18 protein-coding genes are annotated in these 21683 nt (G+C 52.8%); 15 read left to right on the top strand and 3 right to left on the bottom strand.

All coding sequences use genetic code 11. The features are described 5' to 3' along the window. Positions 1 to 123 precede the first annotated feature (123 nt). The 13 genes from ACZ439_RS03335 to ACZ439_RS03275 all read left to right on the top strand — a co-directional run bounded on the left by ACZ439_RS03335 (position 124) and on the right by ACZ439_RS03275 (position 15542). Positions 124 to 1140, top strand: a complete 1017-nt coding sequence (locus ACZ439_RS03335) for a LacI family DNA-binding transcriptional regulator (protein ID WP_464620620.1) — start codon at positions 124 to 126, stop codon at positions 1138 to 1140. Between the two features lie 246 nt (positions 1141 to 1386). Beyond that, the gene (locus tag ACZ439_RS03330) at positions 1387 to 2451 is read left to right on the top strand and encodes a LacI family DNA-binding transcriptional regulator (protein ID WP_464620619.1); all 1065 of its coding nucleotides are present in this window, start codon (positions 1387 to 1389) and stop codon (positions 2449 to 2451) included. Between the two features lie 58 nt (positions 2452 to 2509). Continuing rightward, positions 2510 to 3838, top strand: coding sequence for an ABC transporter substrate-binding protein (locus ACZ439_RS03325; protein ID WP_127606405.1), 1329 nt, complete (start codon positions 2510 to 2512; stop codon positions 3836 to 3838). A 108-nt stretch (positions 3839 to 3946) separates the two neighbouring features. After that, positions 3947 to 4804: a carbohydrate ABC transporter permease gene (locus ACZ439_RS03320; RefSeq protein ID WP_127606403.1), complete on the top strand. Its 858-nt coding sequence runs from the start codon at positions 3947 to 3949 to the stop codon at positions 4802 to 4804. Positions 4805 to 4818: 14 nt separating this feature from the next. Continuing rightward, positions 4819 to 5646 (top strand): carbohydrate ABC transporter permease, encoded by an 828-nt coding sequence (locus tag ACZ439_RS03315; protein ID WP_054799787.1) that lies wholly within the window; start codon positions 4819 to 4821, stop codon positions 5644 to 5646. Positions 5647 to 5669: 23 nt separating this feature from the next. Continuing rightward, positions 5670 to 6689, top strand: coding sequence for a sialidase family protein (locus tag ACZ439_RS03310; RefSeq protein ID WP_054799782.1), 1020 nt, complete (start codon positions 5670 to 5672; stop codon positions 6687 to 6689). A gap of 49 nt (positions 6690 to 6738) precedes the next feature. Continuing rightward, the gene (locus ACZ439_RS03305) at positions 6739 to 7662 is read left to right on the top strand and encodes a dihydrodipicolinate synthase family protein (RefSeq protein ID WP_127606399.1); all 924 of its coding nucleotides are present in this window, start codon (positions 6739 to 6741) and stop codon (positions 7660 to 7662) included. Positions 7663 to 7697: 35 nt separating this feature from the next. Then, the gene (locus ACZ439_RS03300; RefSeq protein ID WP_464620618.1) at positions 7698 to 9491 is read left to right on the top strand and encodes an L-fucose isomerase; all 1794 of its coding nucleotides are present in this window, start codon (positions 7698 to 7700) and stop codon (positions 9489 to 9491) included. Positions 9492 to 9507: 16 nt separating this feature from the next. Further along, a complete protein-coding gene (locus tag ACZ439_RS03295) occupies positions 9508 to 11184 on the top strand; it encodes a ribulokinase (RefSeq protein ID WP_054797246.1) in 1677 nt (558 codons plus the stop codon). A gap of 166 nt (positions 11185 to 11350) precedes the next feature. Beyond that, on the top strand, positions 11351 to 12046 hold the full coding sequence (locus tag ACZ439_RS03290) for a metal-dependent hydrolase (protein WP_054797247.1): 696 nt from the start codon (positions 11351 to 11353) through the stop codon (positions 12044 to 12046). Positions 12047 to 12381: 335 nt separating this feature from the next. Next, positions 12382 to 13671 (top strand): diguanylate cyclase, encoded by a 1290-nt coding sequence (locus ACZ439_RS03285; RefSeq protein ID WP_464620617.1) that lies wholly within the window; start codon positions 12382 to 12384, stop codon positions 13669 to 13671. Between the two features lie 278 nt (positions 13672 to 13949). Continuing rightward, positions 13950 to 14348 (top strand): hypothetical protein, encoded by a 399-nt coding sequence (locus ACZ439_RS03280; protein ID WP_141334651.1) that lies wholly within the window; start codon positions 13950 to 13952, stop codon positions 14346 to 14348. A 75-nt stretch (positions 14349 to 14423) separates the two neighbouring features. Next, a complete protein-coding gene (locus ACZ439_RS03275; RefSeq protein ID WP_054799780.1) occupies positions 14424 to 15542 on the top strand; it encodes an NADH-dependent flavin oxidoreductase in 1119 nt (372 codons plus the stop codon). Between the two features lie 154 nt (positions 15543 to 15696). Here ACZ439_RS03275 and sleB read toward each other — a convergent pair whose 3' ends face one another. Next, the gene (gene sleB, locus ACZ439_RS03270; protein WP_464620616.1) at positions 15697 to 16353 is read right to left on the bottom strand and encodes a spore cortex-lytic enzyme; all 657 of its coding nucleotides are present in this window, start codon (positions 16351 to 16353) and stop codon (positions 15697 to 15699) included. Between the two features lie 209 nt (positions 16354 to 16562). Between sleB and ACZ439_RS03265 the strand changes: the two genes are divergently transcribed. Continuing rightward, positions 16563 to 18503, top strand: a complete 1941-nt coding sequence (locus tag ACZ439_RS03265) for a TOMM precursor leader peptide-binding protein (RefSeq protein ID WP_054797251.1) — start codon at positions 16563 to 16565, stop codon at positions 18501 to 18503. Between the two features lie 63 nt (positions 18504 to 18566). Here the strand turns inward: ACZ439_RS03265 and ACZ439_RS03260 are convergent, their stop codons facing one another. Next, positions 18567 to 18671: a sporulation protein YjcZ gene (locus ACZ439_RS03260; RefSeq protein ID WP_155614216.1), complete on the bottom strand. Its 105-nt coding sequence runs from the start codon at positions 18669 to 18671 to the stop codon at positions 18567 to 18569. Positions 18672 to 18867: 196 nt separating this feature from the next. Here ACZ439_RS03260 and ACZ439_RS03255 point away from each other — a divergent pair, with 196 nt between their 5' ends. Then, positions 18868 to 19518: an SGNH/GDSL hydrolase family protein gene (locus tag ACZ439_RS03255; protein ID WP_054797252.1), complete on the top strand. Its 651-nt coding sequence runs from the start codon at positions 18868 to 18870 to the stop codon at positions 19516 to 19518. A 101-nt stretch (positions 19519 to 19619) separates the two neighbouring features. Here the strand turns inward: ACZ439_RS03255 and shc are convergent, their stop codons facing one another. Beyond that, on the bottom strand, positions 19620 to 21536 hold the full coding sequence (gene shc, locus ACZ439_RS03250) for a squalene--hopene cyclase (RefSeq protein WP_464621104.1): 1917 nt from the start codon (positions 21534 to 21536) through the stop codon (positions 19620 to 19622). Positions 21537 to 21683 lie beyond the last annotated feature (147 nt).

The following is a 21683-nucleotide window of genomic DNA, read 5'->3' as shown; positions in this document are numbered from 1 at the left end:
ATAGCAGGATTTGCCAAGTAAGATAAATTAACGGATTCGCACAGTTGATTTGAAACCTTATACAATACTTGTAAGCATGACGATGCGACGTCCATTTTTATCAATTATCGGGGTGCAATTTTTATGGCAAGCATTAAAGATATCGCCCAATTGGCTAACGTTTCCCAGGGAACCGCCTCTATTGTGCTAAACGGCAAAGGAGATCAATACCGCATTTCCGCCCTCACGCAGCAAAAAATATATGAGGTTGCCAGGCAGCTCAACTATCGGCCCAATATTTCGGCCAGACGTCTTCGAAGCGGAGGCGAAACGGTACTGCCGATCATCGCTCTCTTCTGGGCGCTGGATACCCGAACCGTGTTAATCAGCCGGTTTTTGCACGGGCTACAGAAGGAGCTTGCTTCCATAGAAAGTGAGTACGAGCTGCTCATTCAGCCTTATGTCGGCACCAAATTGAAAGAAATGCGAAGCTTGATTACGGGCACAAGGTTTAACGGTGCAATTATCGCTATTCCTACGGAAGAAGACGAGGAATTTTTGGAGCAGGCTCAATTGAATGTGCCTATCGTGCTGTATCAGAGAAGTTCGGCAAAATATGCTTCGGTGTACGTTGACAGCTACGGAACGGGGAAAGACGTTGCCGCCATGTTTGCCGCGCGGGGACACCGTAAAGTAGGGGCGCTCGTGCCGAACGTTTCGTCCAAGGCGATACGGCTTCGCAAGGAAGGCTTCTTGGCGAAAGCCGCAGAGCTCGGTCTGCATGTGGAGCCGGAGCATATCCTATTCTCCGATTTCTCGGAACGCGGAGGGTATGAGGCGATTCAGCGGATGGTTGAGACCGACGGGCAGCTGCCGTCCGCATTGTTTGTCATCAGCGATCAAATGGCGGTCGGTGCATTGTCGGCGCTGCACACCTTTGGAAAGCGCGTCCCGCAGGACATCGAAATGATCGGCTATGACGACGATGAAGTGACCCGGTTTACGATCCCATCCTTGTCAACCGTACACTTGCCTGTAGAAGAAATGGCCGGCGAGTGCGTCCGTATGCTGACGGATTTAATGCATCACAAAACGACGGGGCCGTCATCAAAAATCTTCGATGCGCATATCGTCGTTCGCCAGTCGTGCGGGGCCAATTGAATCAAGCGAAAGCGAAGGAAGACGGGCCAGGCGCTCAACCGATGGGAATCGGCTGAAGCGCCCGGTCCTTTTTTTAACCGCCGAAAGGGGCTCCGATCAGGTGCTTTTTTTCTTGCTAAAACGTTTTTACAAAAAGGATTGACGTGAAAGCGTTTGTAAAATATAATAAAAACGTATTAGCAATACGATTTAGCAAAACGTATTAGCAAGAAGCGTCAGACCGCATTTCTTGCAAGGAGGTGAAGCATGGCCAGTATTAAGGAGATCGCTCAATTAGCAAACGTATCTCAAGGAACGGCATCCATGGTACTGAACGGCAAGGGCGATCATTATCGGATATCGGCCGCTACGCAGGAGAAGATTATGGAGGCGGCCAGGCGGTTAAACTATCAACCGAACATCTCGGCCAGACGCTTGCGAAGCGGCGGAGAAACCGTTCTTCCGATCATTGCGTTATTTTGGTCGATCGATACCCGAGCCGCGCTCATCAACCGGTTTTTGAAAGGGCTTCAACAATCCATCAATGCCATAGCGGATGAGCAAGAATACGAGATATTGATTCAGCCTTACGTTGGCACCAGGCTGAATGAAGTTCACAGTCTGCTAACGGGCACGCGATTTAACGGGGCGATCATTGCGAACCCGACAGAGCAGGATGAAGCGTACTTGGAAGAAGTAACCCCGATGGTGCCGATTGTAATGTACCAACGCAGTTCCAACAAATACTCGTATGTCAATGTCGACAGTTATTTGACCGGCGAGAAAGTGGCGGAGTTGTTTGCGAGCCGCGGCCATCGTCAGGTGGGAGTGATTGTACCGGACGTTTCTTCCAGCGCGATCCGGCTGCGTATGGAAGGGTTTCTGAATAAAGGACGCGAGCTGGGCATGGAAATTCAGGAGCAGCATCTGGTGTTTGAAGATTTTTCCGAAAGAGGCGGTTATCAAGCCGTGCAGCGTCTGCTCGCTCATGGGAGCGCTCTTCCTACGGCGTTGTTCTCCGCGAGCGACCAAATGGCGGTCGGCGCGTTGATGGCATTAAACGAAGCGGGGAAAGCGGTTCCGCAAGATGTGGAAATCGTGGGTCATGACGATGATGAAATTACGCAATACACAGTGCCGACGCTGACGACGGTTCATCTGCCCGTTGAACAAATGGCGGACGCCTGCTTCCATTTGCTGGCCGGGATGATGCAGCATCGGTATCAGCAATCCGTCAGTAAAGTGTTTGAGACGCATCTGGTCATTCGCCGGTCCTGCGGCGATTTTCAAGGAAGAACAAGCAGCTTAAATGCGGATTCGGACGTCACATAGCAGGATCGACGCTGGAACGCTTTAAGATATAACCAACAACTACGGGAGGGTTTCACGAATGAAATTCAAAAGGGTGTCGGCGATTCTTGCATCAACCGCGTTATTTACAGTATTTGCAGGTTGTTCGAACAATAGCGACCAGCCTGGCGCCGGACAGCCGGCCGCGAGCGGCGGAACGGCTTCGCAGAGCGGACCGGTCAAGATCGATTATTGGGGCGGCTGGACGGGTCCCGACCTGGAAACGATGAAAGGCTTGGTTGAAAAGTTCAATGCCGAGCAGAGCAAAATTCATGTTGAATTCAGCTCGATGCAGTGGACGCCGTTGTTTACGAAATTTTTGACCGAAATGAAGGGCGGAGAACCGCCGGAGGTTCTGGCTATGCATCCGTTCGAAATCGGACAATTTGCCGAGATGGGCGTATTGGATGCGAAAACCGTTGAGTCGGTCAAGATGAATAAAGCGGATTACTCCGAATTTGCCTGGGGCGGTACGCTGTATAAAGGAACGCAATATGCGGTGCCGCTTGATGTGCATATGCACGGTGTTTTCTATAACAAAGATCTGTTCGCTAAAGCCGGTGTAAGCGCTCCACCGACAACGGGAGAAGAACTTATCGCCGCCGCCCAGAAGCTGACGGTAGACAAGAACGGCAAGCATCCGAACGAAGCGGGCTTTGACGAGAACAACATTACACAGTACGGCTTAGGGTTCAGCATGAACCATCACGCGTTCTATCAGTTCTACGCTTTGCTCAACCAACAAGGAGACAATCCGTTCAAGGAAGATATGAAGAAGCTGGTGCTCGACGAGCAAAAAGCGGCTAAAGCTTTAGGCTTCCTGGAGGATCTGATCTTTAAATACAAAGTGGTGCCTAAAGGCCAAAAATCTCCTGTCGATGACTTTACGTCCGGCAAAGTGGCAATGATCGTGGACGGCCCGTGGCAAATGCCGAAGCTGGAAGCTTCCGGCATCCAGTGGGGCAGCGCGCCATACCCGAAAGTGTTCGATAAGCAGGCCGCATGGGGCGCAGCAGAAGTTCTGACCTTCCCGGTGAACTCGAAGGCAAGCGCGGAAGAGAAAGCCGCTGCCGTTGAATTCGTGAAATGGCTGGACAAAAACTCGGGCGATTGGGCCAAATCCGGACAGCTTCCTTCCAGCAACGCAGGTATGGAAGTCGCCAAGAAAATGCCGGGCCGCGATGCATTTGTGAACAGCCTGAACAACGCGGTTCTCTTGCCGGCGCATCCGAAAGCCGCTCAGTTGTTCTCCAGCACGGCGCCAAGCCCGATCTTGACGGCTGCGCAGGATGCTGTGTTGAACAACAAGGATCCGCTTGAAATCGTGAAGAAGCTGCAGAAAGATATGGACGCCTTGCTCGCGGAATAATCCCGATCCCACCAAGGATACGGCCTGACTTTCGATCGATCGTCCGTTCGGCCGTATCCGATTCACTTATCAACTACATGTTATTTTAGCGGAAGGGTTGTAGAATCTATGAAAAAACAAGGAAAGGTTGCGGCGCTGTTTCTCTTGCCTTACTTGTTGGTCTTTCTCGTATTCCGTTTCGGACCGAGTGTGGCCGGCTTATTCGTCGGCTTTATGAAGTGGAACATCGTAGGCACGGCATCCTTCGCAGGCTTGAACAACTTTATTAAGCTGTTTCGCGATCCGATTTTTTACACATCGTTAAAAAACACATTGGTTTTTCTGCTTATGACACTGCCGCCGCTCGTTGTATTCAGCTTGCTGCTGGCGATCCTGCTTAACCAAAAATTGCGGTTTCGCAATGCGGTACGGACCATTTCGATCATTCCGTACGTCTTGATTCCGGCTGTCGTCGGGATTATCTGGAACTGGCTGTATGACAACAACTTCGGGATTTTGAACTATTATTTGAAGCTGGTCGGGCTGAACCCGGTTGAATGGCTGACGAATGAAAAATACGCGCTGTTCTCCGTAGCGATCGTGACCGTGTGGTCTTTCCTGGGCTATAACATGATTCTTTATTTGGCCGGTTTGCAGGACATTTCCAAAGACTTGTATGAGGCGTCGGAGATTGACGGAGCGAACAAGTACCAGACGTTTCTGAAAATCACGTTCCCGTTATTGAAGCCGATCACCTCAATGATCATCACGCTAACGCTCATTAACACGATTCAAGTGTTTGACCAAATTTTCGTCATGACCAACGGCGGACCAGGCACGGCGACCCTGACGCTTGTTCAATACTTGTACGGCACCGCTTTCCAAAATTACAACTTGGGTTACGGATCGGCGCTCGGTGTTGCCATCTTGGCTATCTTGATCGTGATGGTTCAAATCCAATCCAAATTGCTGAAGCTGGATGACTAGGAGTGAATGTTAGCATGAATGCGAAAAAGTTACCGGTATACCTTGTCATGATTGTCGTTAGCATCATATTCTTGTTCCCTTTGCTCTGGTCATTCCTATCGTCGCTCAAGCCGGAGGCCCAGATCGTAAGCTACCCGCCGAAATGGGTGCCGGAAGTCATTACACTGGAAAACTACACGATGGTTTTGAAAAACTATCCCTACCTTAGCTGGATGATGAACAGTGTCGGGATGACCGTCGCTTCGACTTTGTTTGTTCTCGCCTTGACGACACTCGCCGCCTATGCGTTCGGCCGCTTGCATTTTACGGGCAAGAAAGTGATCTTCACGCTCGTCGTATCGATGCTTTTAATTCCGATTCAAGCGTACATCGTTCCGTTATTTCTCTTGGTATCCAAGTTAGGCCTTCTGAACAGCTATTATGCCATTGTTCTTGTGGCGGGCGCCAACGTTACGAGTGTCTTTATTCTTACCAGCTTCTTCAAGAGTATTCCTAAAGAGCTGGAGGAAGCGGCTCGGATTGACGGCTGCCAGGATTTCGGGATTTTCGGTAAAATCATGCTTCCGCTTGCGAAGCCTGCCGTATCCACCGTCACCATTCTCATGTTCATTACGAACTGGAACAACTTCCTGTGGCCGTTGATAGCGATTCGCGAAAATTCCTTGAAGCCGCTAGCGGTCGGTATCGCACAGTTCATGGGCGGCGCCAACTCGACCGCGCAGTTTCAGTATGGGACTTCGCTGGCAGGGGCTTGTATGGCGATTATTCCGTCCATCATCGTTTTTCTTTCCCTTCAGCGGTATTTTGTTGAGGGTATAGCCAATACCGGGATTAAGGGATAGATTGTTCACAGGAGGAAATCAGCATGGAATTTACACCCGTTGTCAAAGAGCTTATTTTTGACACAAATAAGCCGTTTGCAAGCTGTCATGCCTCTCATCTGACGCTGCTGCCGAACGGTGACATTCTTGCCGCCTGGTTTGCCGGAAGCGAGGAAGGGGCGGACGATATCTCCATCTGGGGTTCGCGGCGCGAAGGCGGAATTTGGACGAAGCCGGTCCAGCTCGCGGATGAGGTGAACGAACCGCATTGGAATCCGGTGTTTCACAGGAAGGCGGACGGCGAACTCGTTCTCTTCTATAAGGTCGGTCGTTTGCTGAAGGAATGGTACACCATGGTCAAGACGTCCCGGGATGAAGGCCGAAGCTGGTCGGCGCCGGTCGAATTGGTTGCAGGAGACCGCGGAGGCCGGGGGCCGGTGCGCAACAAGCTGATCGTGCTTCAGGACGGAACTTGGCTTGCTCCCGCTTCGACGGAAGACGGCATTTGGCAGTCGTTCGCGGATCGGTCCGAGGACGAGGGGAAGAGCTGGACCAAGAGCGGAGACATTCGCATCGAGGAGCTGGACTACGGGAACATTCAGGAAGTGACGGACAGCGATATTCCGGTTTCCAAGCAATCGTTTATCGGCCGGGGCGTCATTCAACCTACGTTATGGGAATCGGAGCCCGGGAAGGTTCATATGCTGCTGCGCAGTACGGAAGGCTTCATCTATAGAAGTGATTCTGACGATGGCGGCCGTTCCTGGTGCGGCGCATACCCGACATCGCTTCCGAACAACAACAGCGGCATCGATGTGGTGAAGCTGGATAACGGTACGCTGGTACTCGCGTTTAACCCGGTCGGCGACAATTGGGGACCGAGGTCGCCCCTCGTGCTGCGCGCTTCCGAGGACAACGGTTTGACGTGGGGAAGCGAGTTTGTGTTGGAGAACGAGGCCGGGGAATATTCCTATCCCGCCATCATTGCCGAAGGAAACAACTTGTATATGACGTATACGTGGAAAAGAGAAAGTATAGCTTTTAGACAAATATCCGTGGGATGAAGCGGAATATAGATATGGAAACCTACTACGGATCGTGAGGGAGAACCGGATGATGAAACAAATTCCTGCGGGTGTGTGGCCTACAATGATCACCCCGTTCACAGAATCGAACGAGATTGATTATGACGCTTTGGAACGATTGATCGATTGGTATATCGGGCATGGCGTTGACGGATTGTTTGCGGTATGCCAGTCGAGTGAGATGTTCTTCTTAAGCAAGGAAGAGCGAGTGAAGCTTGCGGCATTCGTGAAGGAAAAGGCTGCGGGCCGAGTTCCTGTTATTGCATCGGGGCACATATCGGATAAGTACGAGGATCAGGTCGAGGAACTGAAGGCGCTGGCCGATACGGGAATCGATGCGCTTGTGTTAATTACAAACCGGCTGTCCTCGGAAGGAGAACCGGACGCGACCTGGAAGCGAAATTTGGAGAAGCTGCTGAAGGAGCTTCCGGAAGAAACACCGCTCGGATTCTACGAGTGTCCGTTCCCTTACAAAAAAATCATTTCCCCGGAAGCGCTGAAATGGTGCGCCGAAACCGGCCGTTTTCTGTTTCTGAAAGACACCAGCTGCGATGCCGAGAATATAAGATTGAAATTGGAAGCCGTTCAAGGGACCGGCTTGAATATATATAACGCGAACACGGCCACGCTGCTCGAGACGTTGAAGCTCGGCGTCACCGGGTACAGCGGCGTCATGGCCAACTTCCACCCGGAGCTGTATGTCTGGCTCATGCAAAACTGGCAGCAGAAGCCGGAGGAAGCGGATCATCTGAGCAATTTCGTAAGTATCGCTTCCTTCATCGAGAAACAATTGTATCCGGTTAACGCCAAATATTACTTGATGCTGGAAGGGGTTCTCTCCAACTATCATTGCCGCTCCAAGAACCATCTGGACTTTACGGCTACCAACCGGCTTGAGATCGAGCAGCTGCATCGCTTGTCCAAGACGGTTGCCAAGACATACGGAATTTAAAAATAAACGTTTGTTTAAAACCAAGGAGGAAAACCATGAACTCGTCCCGATTCGTAAACCGTTTGCAAGGAGATATGCCTAAGATCGGAATTCGCCCTATTATTGACGGCCGCCGAGGCGGTATCCGTGAATCGCTGGAAGAGCCGACGATGAATATGGCCATCGCTTGCGCCAAATTTTTGAGCGAAAATTTGCGTCATTCGAACGGGCTGCCGGTCGAATGCGTCATTGCCGATACGACGATTGGCGGCGTAGCGGAAGCGGCGAGAGCAGCCGAGAAATTCCGCAAGGAAGGCGTAGGCGTTACGATCTCGGTGACGCCGTCCTGGTGCTACCCGCTTGAGACGATCGATACGGATCCTTTCATGCCTAAAGCCATCTGGGGCTTTAACGGGACGGAAAGACCGGGTGCCGTATACTTGGCATCGGCGCTCGGGGCGCATAATCAGAAAGGGCTGCCGGCCTTCAGCATTTACGGCAAGGATGTTCAGGATATGGGCGACAGCTCGATTCCGGACGACGTTCAAGAGAAGCTGCTGCGCTTTGCCAAGGCGGGCCTTGCCGTCGCTACGATGCGGGGCAAGTCATATTTGGCGCTCGGCACTGTGTCCATGGGGATCGCAGGCTGCATCGTGGACGAATCGTTCTTCCAAGACTATTTGGGCATGCGCAATGAGTATGTGGATATGACGGAATTTGTCCGGCGGATGGAACGGGGAATTTACGATAAGGAAGAATTCGAACGCGCTTTGGCATGGACCAAAGAAAATTGTCATATCGGCGCAGATGTGAATCCTCCTGAGCTGAAGAGAACCGACGAACAGAAGGAGCAAGATCTGGAGACGGTTGTCAAAATGACGCTGATCGCCCGCGACCTGATGATCGGAAATCCGAAGCTCGCGGAGATGGGCTACGAGGAAGAGGCGCTCGGACATAACGCGATCGCCGCCGGTTTCCAAGGACAGCGCGCCTGGACCGATCACTTTCCGAACGGCGACTTTATGGAAGCGATATTGACCAGCTCGTTCGATTGGAACGGCATTCGCGAACCGTTCATAATGGCTACCGAGAACGATAACCTCAATGCGGTCACGATGCTCTTCGGTCACTTGTTGACGAACAGCGCGCAAATATTCGCCGATGTGCGTACGTATTGGAGTCCGGAAGCGGTCAAGCGCGTGACGGGACATGAGCTGACCGGGCCTGCTGCCGGCGGGATCATTCACTTGATCAACTCCGGACCTGCGGCATTGGATGCGACTGGCGAGCAAACAATCAACGGACAGCCGGCCATGAAGCCATTCTGGGACATTACGGACGAAGAAGTGAAGAAATGCCTGGATGCGACGAAGTGGTGTCCGGCGGTCGATTTCTTCCGCGGAGGCGGGTATTCGACAGACTTCACGACGCGTGGCGGCATGCCGATGACGATCGCACGGATTAATCTGATTAAAGGCGTCGGCCCGGTCCTGCAGCTTGCAGAGGGCTATTCGGTCGAGCTTCCCGAGGACGTTCACGATGTGCTTGACCAGCGCTCCAACCCGACTTGGCCGACGACCTGGTTCGTGCCGAAGCTTACCGGGGAAGGCGCATTCAAAGACGTCTATACGGTAATGAATAACTGGGGCTCGAATCATTGCGCCGTCAGCTACGGTCATGTCGGCGGAGATTTAATTACGTTAGCTTCGATGCTGCGGATTCCGGTGTGCATGCACAACGTTCCCGAAGATCAAATATTCCGTCCTGGCGCATGGTCGGCGTTCGGTGTGAATGAGCCGGTGGGAGCCGATTATCGGGCATGCTCGACTTTCGGCCCGTTGTACCGCTAGAACGGAGGAACATGCGATGGGAAAACGATATGCGATAGGAGTCGATTACGGGACGGAGTCCGGCAGAGCCGTCATCGTTGACGTCGACAACGGTGAGGAGCTTGCCATCCACGTGACGCCGTATCCTCACGGTGTGATCGATGAACGCTTGCCGGGGTCTGGAAAGCCGCTGGAGCCGAACTGGGCGCTTCAGCATCCGGACGATTACATGGAGGTCCTAAGACGGTCGGTTCCCGAGGTGCTGCGCATTTCGGGGGTTGATCCGGCGCAAGTGATCGGCCTCGGGATCGATTTTACGGCGTGCACCATGCTCCCTGTCGATAAGGACGGCAATCCTCTATGCGATCAAGAGGCTTACCGCGATGAGCCGCATGCGTATGTCAAGCTGTGGAAGCATCATGCGGCGCAGGACGAAGCCAACCGGATTAATGAAACGGCCGAGGCGCGGGGCGAGCTGTTCTTAAGCCGGTACGGCGGTAAAACCTCGTCGGAATGGATGGTCGCCAAAGCGTGGCAAATCATGAATGAGGCTCCTGAAGTGTATGAGGCGGCCGACCGGTTTATGGAGGCTGCGGACTGGACGGTTCTTCAACTAACCGGCAATCCGGTCCGCAGCAGCTGCGGCGCAGGCTACAAAGCATTCTGGCATAAAGCGGACGGCTATCCTTCGCCGGACTTCTTCAAAGCTTTGGATCCGAAGCTTGAACGATTCGTGGAAACGAAGCTGGCGGGCGACGTCGTGTCGCTTGGAACGAAAGCCGGCGAATTGACGGCGGAAGCGGCTGATATGCTGGGGCTGCGTGCCGGAACGGCAGTTGCCGCCAGCATCATCGACGCGCACGCGGGCGTTCCGGGTACCGGGGCCGTTCGCTCGGGTCAAATGGTCATGGCCATGGGCACCTCATTGTGTCATATGCTGCTGAGCGACAAAGAAATTCATGCCGAAGGCATCAGCGGTGTCGTGGAAGACGGCATCATTCCCGGGCTTTACGGGTATGAGGCGGGTCAGCCCGCGGTAGGGGATCTGTTCGGCTGGTTTGTTGACCACCAGGTGCCCGGCTACGTGCTGGAAGCGGCGGCAAGCGAAGGGCTCAGCGTTCACGGCTGGTTGGAACGACGGGCAGCGGAGCTGAAGCCCGGCGAGCACGGCTTGCTGGCGCTCGATTGGTGGAACGGCAACCGTTCCGTGCTGGTGGATGCCGATTTAAGCGGCATGATCGTCGGATTGACGCTCCAGACGAAGCCGGAGGAAATTTACCGTTCCTTATTGGAAGCAACCGCCTTCGGCACACGTAAGATTATCGATACGTTCGAGGCGGCGGGCGTCGAGGTGAACGAACTGTTCGCCTGCGGAGGCTTGCCGCAGCGCAACCGTCTGCTGATGCAAATTTATGCAGACGTGACCGGCCGTGAGATCAAGATTGCCGCGTCGACCCAAACCCCTGCGCTTGGGGCGGCGATGTTCGGAGCCGTGGCTGCGGGGGCCGAACGCGGCGGCTACGACAGTATAGCCGAGGCTGCTGCGAAGATGGCGCATGTACGTGAGGAAACGTATCTCCCGAATGCTGCGAACAAGGCTGTTTACGACGAGCTGTACGCGGCTTACAACCGGCTGCATGATCTATTTGGCCGGGGCGGCTGTCAAGTGATGAAAGAGCTTCTGAGCATCAAGCGACTGCAAAGTGAAGCGTAACGGATAGAGAAATAGAAGAAACGCCTTCATCAGAACCTTTACCGGGTTTGATGGAGGCGTTCATTGTTTTGAGGAAATCCTTTTTTTGACATGGGGAAAATTAATCGGTAACATGATTTTGAATAACGATAACCAACTGTTGGGCAAATAAGGAGGAATCGAGAAAATGGAAATTATATACCATGGACATTCTTGCGTTCAAATCGTAACCGGGGACAAATCGCTCATCATCGATCCGTTCCTGCGGGGCAACGCCCTGGCGGTAACCAAACCTGAGGACATTAAGACGGACGCGGTTCTTCTGACACATGCGCATATGGATCATATATTGGATGCGGAGCCGATCGCCAAAGCCAATGATGTGCCGGTCGTAGCCACGTTTGAGCTTGCAGCCTACATGTCCTGGAAGGGACTCCGGACGATTGGCATGAATACGGGGGGAACCGTCGATCTGGGTTTTGCGAAGGCAAAAATGATTCAAGCGTTCCATAGCTCGGGGATCGTGCTGGAGGACGAGCAGCGAATTGTGTACGGCGGCATGCCGGGCGGCTTTATCGTTACCGCGGAGGGCATTACCGTACTTCATGCGGGTGACACGGCGCTTTACGGCGATATGAAGATGATTGGAGACCGTCATTCGATTGACGTTGCCTTCATTCCCATGGGCGACCATTATACGATGGGACCTGAAGATGCCGTCCAAGCGGCGGAATGGTTCGGGGCCAAGCTGGTCGTACCGGTCCACTATGATACGTTCCCGGCTATTCGGCAGGACGCTGAAGCGTTCGTTCGCAGGCTGGAGGAAAAAGGTATACAAGGCCGGGTGCTCAAACCGGGCGAGCAAATGACGGTTAAATCGTAACCCTGTACGACTATCGGCTTTTCAAGAATCGGTACAAGGCAACTCGGCGTTCTAGGCGAATTTGCTTTGTCAAATATCAGGCACGAATGTATCTGTTTCGAAAGGGCTCCGTATAGGAGCCTTCTTTTTTTATGTGCCGGAGATGAACGGTACCGCTCAGGAGGAATATTGTCGAAATTTGTTTCAAAATGTAGTATATTGACGGAAAATAGATTGATAAGTATCCAATCATGGAATAAGATGAAGAGAAAAGTTGTGTAAGCGTTTGATTTTGGAACAAACCATTGTGGTGAAGATCGTGTTGTTTGGGAAATTAACGGATAAAGAAGGTGAACATGCTGGACGCTTTATTACGAACCTGCCGGTTGAATTCATTGATTATAGAATCGTTGTCCGAACCTGCCGTATTTATAAACAAACAGGGCGCTATTCATTTTGTAAATCAATCATGGATTAACTTTCCGATCCATAGCGGCGAGAAATTAGATGCCTATCTCGGTATACGTTATTTGAATTTATATGATGGCGACGACGATCTTAAGCAAGGGATCGCCCGTGTAATGTCTGCAGGTCTGCCGTCTTATAAACATGAGTTTGCTGTGCAAATCAATGAGGATAAACAATATTTTTTAATGAAGGCAACGCCTATCGAGGATCATGGAACCGGGATTTTGGGCGTTTTCATGATTTATTTTAATATTACAAATCAAAAAAAATTGGAGCAAACGTTAAGAAAAAAAGAAGAGCAATACCGGCTCATTGAAGAACACTCGCAAGATATGATCAAAATCACAGATATTCACGGCAAGATCGAGTATGTATCTCCATCCCATCAGCACCATACCGGACATTGTAACGATGAATTCGACATCTTCCATTACTTACACGAAGATGATGTAATTAAATTGAAAGAAACGTATCGAGAGATGATACAAACGAAAGACTCGTATGTGCTGGAAATTCGGAACAAGATCAGGAACGGTCAATGGGTCTGGTATGAAGCCGCATGTTCCCCGATCTTGTCGGACGAAGGCGAAGTCCATCAGATTTTAATCGTTTCGAGGGATATCACCGTTAGAAAACAAACCATGCAAGAATTGGAATTTATGGCGTATCACGATTATTTAACAGGGCTTTATAACCGCCGGAAGATCAAACTCATTTTGGATGAGACGCTGGAGGAGGCGGTTCGCCAAAATGAAGATTTTGCTTTGCTGATTATGGACATCGACCAATTTAAAACCATCAATGACACGTATGGCCATGATGTAGGCGACATGGTTTTGAAGGAGTTTTCCAATCGCTTGCTGAACTGCAAGCGGGAAGGTGACTTTGTAGGCCGATTAAGCGGAGACGAATTTACCGTTATCATGAAAAACATTCATGGCAAACAGGAAATAACCGCTTTTATACACCTGTTCCTGCAATCGCTGGGGGACCCCTTTCCTGTGCCGGATTTAAATGACGGCATCATCGTAAATTCAAGTATAGGGTACTCTATATATTCGGAGCATGGAACCAACATGATGAAGCTTTTTAAACATGCGGATACTGCGTTGTACAAGGCAAAGAAGAAAAGTAAAAAGGGCAGAGGCAAGTCTGCCTTGCTCATTAGACAAATATGAGCTGGTTGCATCGGCAAGTGTCGGTATAAGCAGTTACCCCCGAGGATGCTCCCATTCTTAAAGATCTGATGAAAAACGCCGCCATCGCCATGTATGATCCTGAGTTTTGTAGAAGCACAAGGGGATTCGTTTAATTACGGTTCCCTTTTTGTCTTGGTTTTCAAAATGAAAGTAGACAGTTGACACTTTGAACTGTTACAAATATAATGACAGTAGCGAACTGTTACTAAAACGATCTCAGATAGGTTGGCTTAGTAAAAAGAAAGAGGTGACCGGGTATGAATCCAGCAAACGATGCGTTGATTAGAGAAGGCGATTGGGTAAGCGGCACATCCGTTAAGGATGAAAAATTTATCGGATACGTCGAGTCGATGAACGAAAATGGCGAACTGAAGGTTGTGGTGACACAATGCGACCTTCAGGAAACGGTGGGTACGACCATCGAAACCAAGCTTGCCAGAGTAAAGAAGTTGCCGGCCTACACACCGTCAGCTCCGGAAGAAGTGCGCAGTTTGATTGAACTTGCTCTGATGACGCATGATAAAGAATGGTTCGAAGAACTGAGAGCCAGGCAGTCTGCAGCCTCCGCAACCGGATCGGCTGGCCGGCAGCACACCCATCATGCGCCTGCTTCAAGGCTGTTTGGAACGGCTCCAAAAAATCGGAGCGGGTCCTGATGAAATGCTAAAAAGCATGAAACCAGAACAAACTAGTTACAGATATTGTTTATAAATTGGGGAGGAATCATACCTTTGGACACAAAATACAAGCCTTTATTCGAAATTTTCAAGTTTAAAAGCGGCATTCAACTGAAAAATCGCATCGTGATGGCGCCAATGACCAACTTCTCATCGCACGAGGATGGCACAGTCAGCGACGCGGAAGTCAGCTACTATGCCCGCCGGTCGAACGGGGTCGGCATGGTGATTACCGCCTGCACCTATGTAACCCCCAACGGCAAAGGATTTCAAGGTGAGTTTGCCGGCGACCGCGACGAGATGATTCCAAGTTTACGTCGTCTGGCTGAAACGATTAAGGAACAAGGTGCCAAGGCTGTCCTGCAAATTTTTCACGGCGGCCGGATGTGTCCCCCGGAACTGGTTGACGGCGATGTCGTAAGCGCCAGTGCCGTTGCTTCGGAACAGGAAGGAAGCGTCGTGCCGAGAGCTTTGTCTGATTCGGAGATCGAGGCGATTGTTCGCGATTTTGGAGAAGCTACCCGCCGGGCTATCGAAGCCGGATACGATGGCGTCGAAATTCATGGAGCCAACGGTTACTTGATCCAACAGTTTTTCTCCCCGCATTCCAACCGCCGCGAAGACCGCTGGGGAGGAAGCTTGGAGAAGCGCATGACCTTCCCGTTAGCTGTTGTGGAGGAAGTGAAGCGGGTTGTGGCCAAGCACGCGAAGCAACCGTTTCTGGTGGGCTACCGCTTTTCCCCGGAAGAAGCGGAAACTCCCGGGATCACGATGGAGGATACGCTGCAATTGGTCGATGCGTTAGCGGACCGGGATCTCGACTACATCCATGTATCGTTAATGGATTTCTGGTCCAAACCTAGACGTGGCGCAGACGAAAGCAAGTCTCGGATCGAATGGATCCGCGAGCGTGCCGGTAACCGTGTGCCTGTCATCGGCGTAGGCTCGCTTCACAGTGCGGATGATGCGCTGAAAGCTTTGCAAACGGGAATTCCGCTCATTGCTCTGGGCCGCGAGCTCATTATCGAGCCCGATTGGGTTGTGAAAGTAGCCGAAGGCCGGGAGTCGGATATCCAAACTACCTTAACGAAAGACGATCAGGAGCGTCTGGTCATCCCGGATCCGCTGTGGCAGGCCATCATGCATACGCCGGGCTGGTTTCCGGTCGTTTAACCCCTGACCGCTTTAAGCCATTGAAGACAGGCAGTCCCTTGCGAACGGCCTGTCGCGCACTAGCGTTTCGAACGGAACGCAAACAGCCCCGCTACCTGCAACGGTAACGGAGCTGTTTTTTTATATAGGATCAATCATAGCCGTTCTTATTTTTTTACCTGGCAAAAATGTGCTTGCCGATTTTTACGGTTTGCGGGCGGGACCAAATCCATGCGCTGGTCGCCGTATCCGGATTGAAATAATAAAGCGAATTGTTTGTAGGGTCCCAGCCGCGAACAGCGTCCTGTGCCGCCAAATAAGCGGTTTTGTTAGGCGTTAACCAATATTGGCCGTCATCGACTGCTGTGAACGCTCCCGGCTGAAACACGACATCGCGGATATTGTCCGGGAATTGGGCGGATTGAATCCGGTTCATGACTACAGCCCCAACGGCAACTTGTCCTTTATAAGGTTCTCCGCGGGCCTCGCTATTAATAATTTTGGCCATAACGTCCAGTTCGCTTCGGTTCAGCGAATACTTTTTTAAGGCTTTCCAGGTATTTGGGCCAACGACGCCGTCTGGCGCCAAGCCGTAATCTTTTTGGAATTTACGAACCGCCGTTAAGGTTTGGGTTCCGAACTGTCCATCTAACGCCGTTTGATAATATCCTAATGTTTTTAAACGGAACTGTAAGTCCCACACATCCCCGTTTGACGTCCCTTTGGTTAATACCGCAGGCTTCGTTGCCGCCTGGGCGTGCCCTTCATGAAATGTGCCGGCACTTATGAGCAGTACCGCGACAAGAAAGGCGAATGCTTTCATTCGCATCATGGATGATCCTCCCCTTTCCTTCACCCATTATAAATTAATAAAATTTGTGTTCAATACATAAATGATGGAAATCAGTCGTCCGGCCTTGCTGCTGCTGATGTTTCGCAACCTCGTTACCGTAATCGGAAAGCGTAACAAAAGCGGATCGTTCATCATACTTGTAATGTATTCGGAGCAGTTCCTGCAAGGCTGCGGAAGGAGGAATCTCGGTGGGCGCTATTGTGGCAATTGTCGGAGAAGGGCTGCTGGCGGACTTCGTGTGCGAAGCCTTGTCCGGCCCGCACCAAGTCTTTCGTCAGACGGATTTCAAGGCAATTGTACCGGAAGCGGCGGAATTGGTGCTGGTGCTGCAGGATGATTGGAACGCTTCCGTCAATCAGGAAGCGGAAGCGGCACTGCAGCCCAGCGGCAAGATTTGGCTTAGCGGCTTCGCTTCATCGGACGAGGGCGTAGTCGGACCACTGGTTCGACCGGGTACGCCGGGATGCTCCCAGTGTGCGGACATGCGCCGGCAAATGGCGGGACGCGGTCAGGAGATGTCGGAGCTGCAGATGATGCTGCTGGTGAACGGGGGAATGCCGCGTCAGCGGCGGGCGTCCCGAACAGCGCTTTGGCAGCTGAGCCGCCTGCTTGCAGCGGAGGCCCGGAGGGTGCTGCAGGGCGGCCGGGCCCGCTCGGAAGGACGGGTCTATCTCATGAACATGAACACGCTGGAGAGCTCGCTTCACTTCTTTCTGCCCGACCCGTTGTGTCCGGTTTGTGGGCGGATACCCGACGATACACCGGCGGCATCCCGAATTTCGCTGCAGCCTAATCCTAAGATCAGCGCCTCCAGTTATCGCTGCCGTCCGCTGGACGACCTGAAGAAAGTTCTCGTTAAAGACTATCTGGATGACCGGACCGGTCTTCTGAAAGGGAAGAGGATTGATCTCGTGTCGCCGTTTGCCAATGTTTGCGTGAGCTTGCCGTTGTTCGCGCAAGATGAGATAACGGCCGGCCGAACGCATTCGTATGTGGAAAGCGAGCTGACTGCTATATTAGAGGGCTTGGAACGAAACTGCGGGATGGCTCCCCGCGGCAAGCGGACCGTGATGAATGACAGCTACCGCCATGTGGCGGAGCAAGCGCTCAATCCGGTCACGGTAGGGGTATATACGAAGGAACAGTATGCGCAGCCCGATTTTCCGTTCCAGCCGTTTGATCCGGACCGGCCCATCGATTGGGTTTGGGGCTATTCGTTCCTGCGGGAACGTCCGATTCTGGTTCCGGAGCTGCTTGCCTATTACAGCGTAGGTTTTGGGGAAGGGTTTGTGAACGAAGCATCCAGCGGTTGCGCGCTGGGTGGAAGTTTGGAAGAGGCCGTGTTATACGGCATATTGGAAGTGGTGGAACGCGACTCGTTTCTGATGACCTGGTACGCGCAGCTGCCTGTACCGCGCCTGGATCCTTATTCAGCGGGCGATCGGCAATTGCGGCTGATGGTCGACCGTCTGCAGGCGGTGACCGGGTATAAGCTGCATTTGTTTAACACAACGATGGAGAATGGAATTCCGAGCGTAGTGGCCATCGCCAAAAACAGCAAACCGGCGGGAGTGAATCTCATCTGCGCGGCCGGGGCTCATTTGGACCCGGTAAGAGCCGCGAAGAGTGCGATTCATGAGCTGGCCGGCATCCTGCCGATGCTAGGCGAGAAATTGGAGACAAACCGGGAAGATTATGTACCTATGCTGCACGATGCGTCCCTGGTGCGGCAGATGGAAGACCATTCCATGCTGTACAGCTTGCCTGAAGCCGAGGAGCGCCTGCATTTTTTACTGGATGGCAGCCGCCCTCTGCGCACGTTTGATGAGGAGTTCAAGCTGAAAGACAGGCGTGCGGATTTGACCGATGATCTGAAGGACGTCATTCAGACGTTCGGCCGGTTGAACCTCGAGGTGATTGTCATCGACCAGTCCACGCCGGAAACGTTACGAAACGGATTATATTGTGTCAAGGTGCTGATTCCGGGGATGCTGCCGATGACGTTCGGGCATCACCTGACCCGCTTGGCGGGACTGGAAAGAGTACTGACCGTACCGGCAGAGCTGGGGTTTAGGAAGCAGCGTTTGGCTATCGATCAGCTGAACCCGCATCCGCACCCGTTTCCCTAACCTGAAAGGCTTGGCAGGTGAAGAAAGGATCTTGCCGTCAACAAGATCCTTTCTTCGGATCGATTATAAGAGCCAGCCGCGAAGAACAATAACAAGCAGAATGAACAGAACAAGGATGACGCCCGTGCTAGTGAACCCTCCGCAAGAACCGCCGCCTAAAAATCCCATAGATAACGCCTCCTTTCCTTAGGAAGTGGTATATTGTATGGCGGGAGGCGTGCTCTTTTCTTGGACTCCGTGTAAAATGTGTCCGGGAAATCTTGATCCCGGCTTTGATTCGTTGGCGGCAAAGGGGCGGCCGCATATGCAAACACTCCCATTATTGCGTAAGATAGTACATCACAATAAGAGAGGGAGGAACGGCATGTTCGTATATGCGGCATTAGGCGATTCCATTACGTTTGGTCAAAATGCAAGTTCCGTCGAGCGAATGTATCCCAGCCTGATCATTTCCATGCTGCGTTCCAAAGGCATACAAGCCAAACGAATCGTGCTCGCTCGTCCGGGATGGACAAGCGCGGATCTGGTAGATGCATTGGATACGGATCCTTATCCGTTTCGTTTCGTCGATACGGTGACGGTATGGATCGGCGGGGTTGATCTCATTAGCGGCGGCTTGCAAATGCTTCAAGGCTCCGGCAAGTCTGGTTTGGAAGCGATGATTCGCCAATATGAAAGAAGACTCGGTGCCATACTCCGCCACATCCGCACGGCCGGATCGTGCGACGTGGTCTGCTGCACCCAGTATAACCCGTTTCCGAACAGTCCGATCGCCGTGACCGGCATAGGCTTGTTGAATCAGGTCATCAGCGGAACGGCTGCCCGAACCGGCTGCAGCGTTGCCCGTGTGGATCAATGGTTCTCCGGTAACGAGCCGCGTTTGATTGACGGCTACCGGAGCGGCAGCGTCGAGGAGGTTCCCCGCGGAATCACAGCGGTGCATCCGAACGATAACGGGCACAGCGTCATCGCGGCAGGCCTTTTACCCATCGTTTATTCGGGCCGGAAGCGTTAAAAGCCGAAGAACTAGGGGGATTTATATGGCCCGGGGCAACTCCGATGCGCCACCCGGCAAACGACCGGCTCAGCGCGTGTTAAATGCCTATTGCCGGCCTCCTAACCGCTGTATTTTTTCCTGTAATGGCTTAAGGCCAGAAGCGGCCAAATATACCGATAGCTGTGGTAATGCATATAAAATGCACCCGGAAGGCCCGCCCCGGTAGGATAAGCGGCGGCCCAACCGTCCTCGCTCAATAGGGCGAGGAGCCTTTGCATGCCTTTCTCCACTTCGGGAACCGGCTTCGGATGAAAGGCGATCAGGGCGTCCAGCGCCCATGCGGTTTGCGACGGCGTACTGGCCCCGAGCGGCACATACCGCATAAGCCGATCGCTTCTGCAGGATTCTCCCCAGCCGCCGTCGGGATTCTGGATGCTGCTTAGCCAGCTGACGCCTCTTTGCACAGCGGGATGGCCCGTGTCTACCCCCGCCGAGATCATTCCCGTCATCGCGGCCCATGTGCCATATATATAGCAAATCCCCCAACGTCCGTACCACGAGCCGTCCTCTTCCTGATGATCGATCAGCCAATCCGTTCCGCGGCGAACGAAAGGGTGCTTTAGGCCGAGCCCCGCCGTATTCCCCAAAAATTCCAAGGTTCGTCCCGTCAAATCGGCTGACGAAGGGTCGATAGCCGCCGCTTGGGCTCCGTCGATCGGGAGCCAAGCGAGCAGCTTGTTATCCGTGTCTCGTTCGAATGCGGGCCATCCTCCATCGCGATTTTGCATCGACAACAGCCAATTCAGTCCGCGGTTCCATGCATCCCGGCTGGGGGGATCGCTCTGCGCCAACCGCTTGATCGCTCTTAACGCTGCTGTCGTATCGTCCACATCGGGATTGATCGTATTGGAGTCCGAAAACCCCCAACCACCCGGTACGGGATTCCGGTTATGGAGGCTCCAATCGCCCAAAGTCCGCTGTTGCTTGGAAACGATATAAGAGGCGGCGCTCCGGATCGCCTTGCTTTCGGGGGCAACCCCGGCTTCCTGCAGCGCGTGGGACAGTAATGCGGTATCCCAGACGGCCGATGGCGAGTTTTGCAGAAACATCTTCCCGTCCGAGCTGCAGACCATGGCCGTTAAGCCCCGAACCGCACGGGTAATGACCGGATGCTGCTTGTCATAGCCGAGCGCGAGCAGTGCGAAGATCATCAGAAATGTGCAGCTTGCATAGCTGTAGAGCGTTCCGTCCGGCTCGATCCTCTCCAGCATGTATTGCTCCGCCCGTTTGGCAGCGGCCATATGCAGCTTGCCAGGGATGCCGACGAGCTTCCCCAGGCCCGCCCTGATTTCATCAAGCAAGGCTTGAAAGCCGTCTGCGGGCTGTCGTTGACCGGCCGGGCCCGACGGGTCCAGGCTGCCTGACCGGGCGGCCGACAAGTCGGACAAGTCGGACAAATCGGGGGAGGCTTGCGTTTTCATAGCGAATCGGCGATCGGCCATGAGAAGAATGGGAGCAAGATGCACTCTCGCATAAGCGGAAAAATCGAAAAAGTTAAGCGGGAAAGACGGAGGGAGCAGCAAAAATTCAAGAGGAATGAAGAGTGAAGCCGGCCATGGATATTGACCGGTGGCCGCGAGCAGCACGATGGTCAGCAGGCTGTCGATGCTGCGGACCCCGCCTTTTGACAAGATGTACTGCTTGGCTTTCCTCATCGACTCGTCCGATGTGGCACTGTATCCCGAATACAAAAGCGCATAGTAAGCTTCCACCGTGGCGGACAAGTTCCCTTCCTCTTCATCGTGAAACAATTTCCAGGAACCGTCGGCTTGCTGGGCAGCTGCAATCCGGTCGTGCAGATGCCGGATCAGGCTTTCGTCGGGCTCCTGCAAGGTTCGCAGGACAATGATCATATAGGCATCTGTTACCGTTCCGTTCTCAAAGCAAAAGCGCCATGACCCGTCTTCCTTCTGCAGCCGCAAAAGCTCTTCCGTCAGGCGCTGGATTTCCGAGTTTGTCTCGCTCATCGTATCCATCCGAGCATCCACCCTCCCTTGTCCCCTCGTTCCCCTTGAACCAATCGCGCCAATCAGCATCGCATACGTTCGCAGTTGATCGTCTTCTCCATTATATGAAAGGTGATGCGGATAACATGCGATTCCGATTTTCTTCGTCGTTTCCGG

The organism is Paenibacillus sp. JCM 9796 (genome assembly GCF_055379675.1).
Note: the sequence above shows the minus strand (reverse complement) of the source record. Positions and strands in the feature narration are given on the sequence as shown.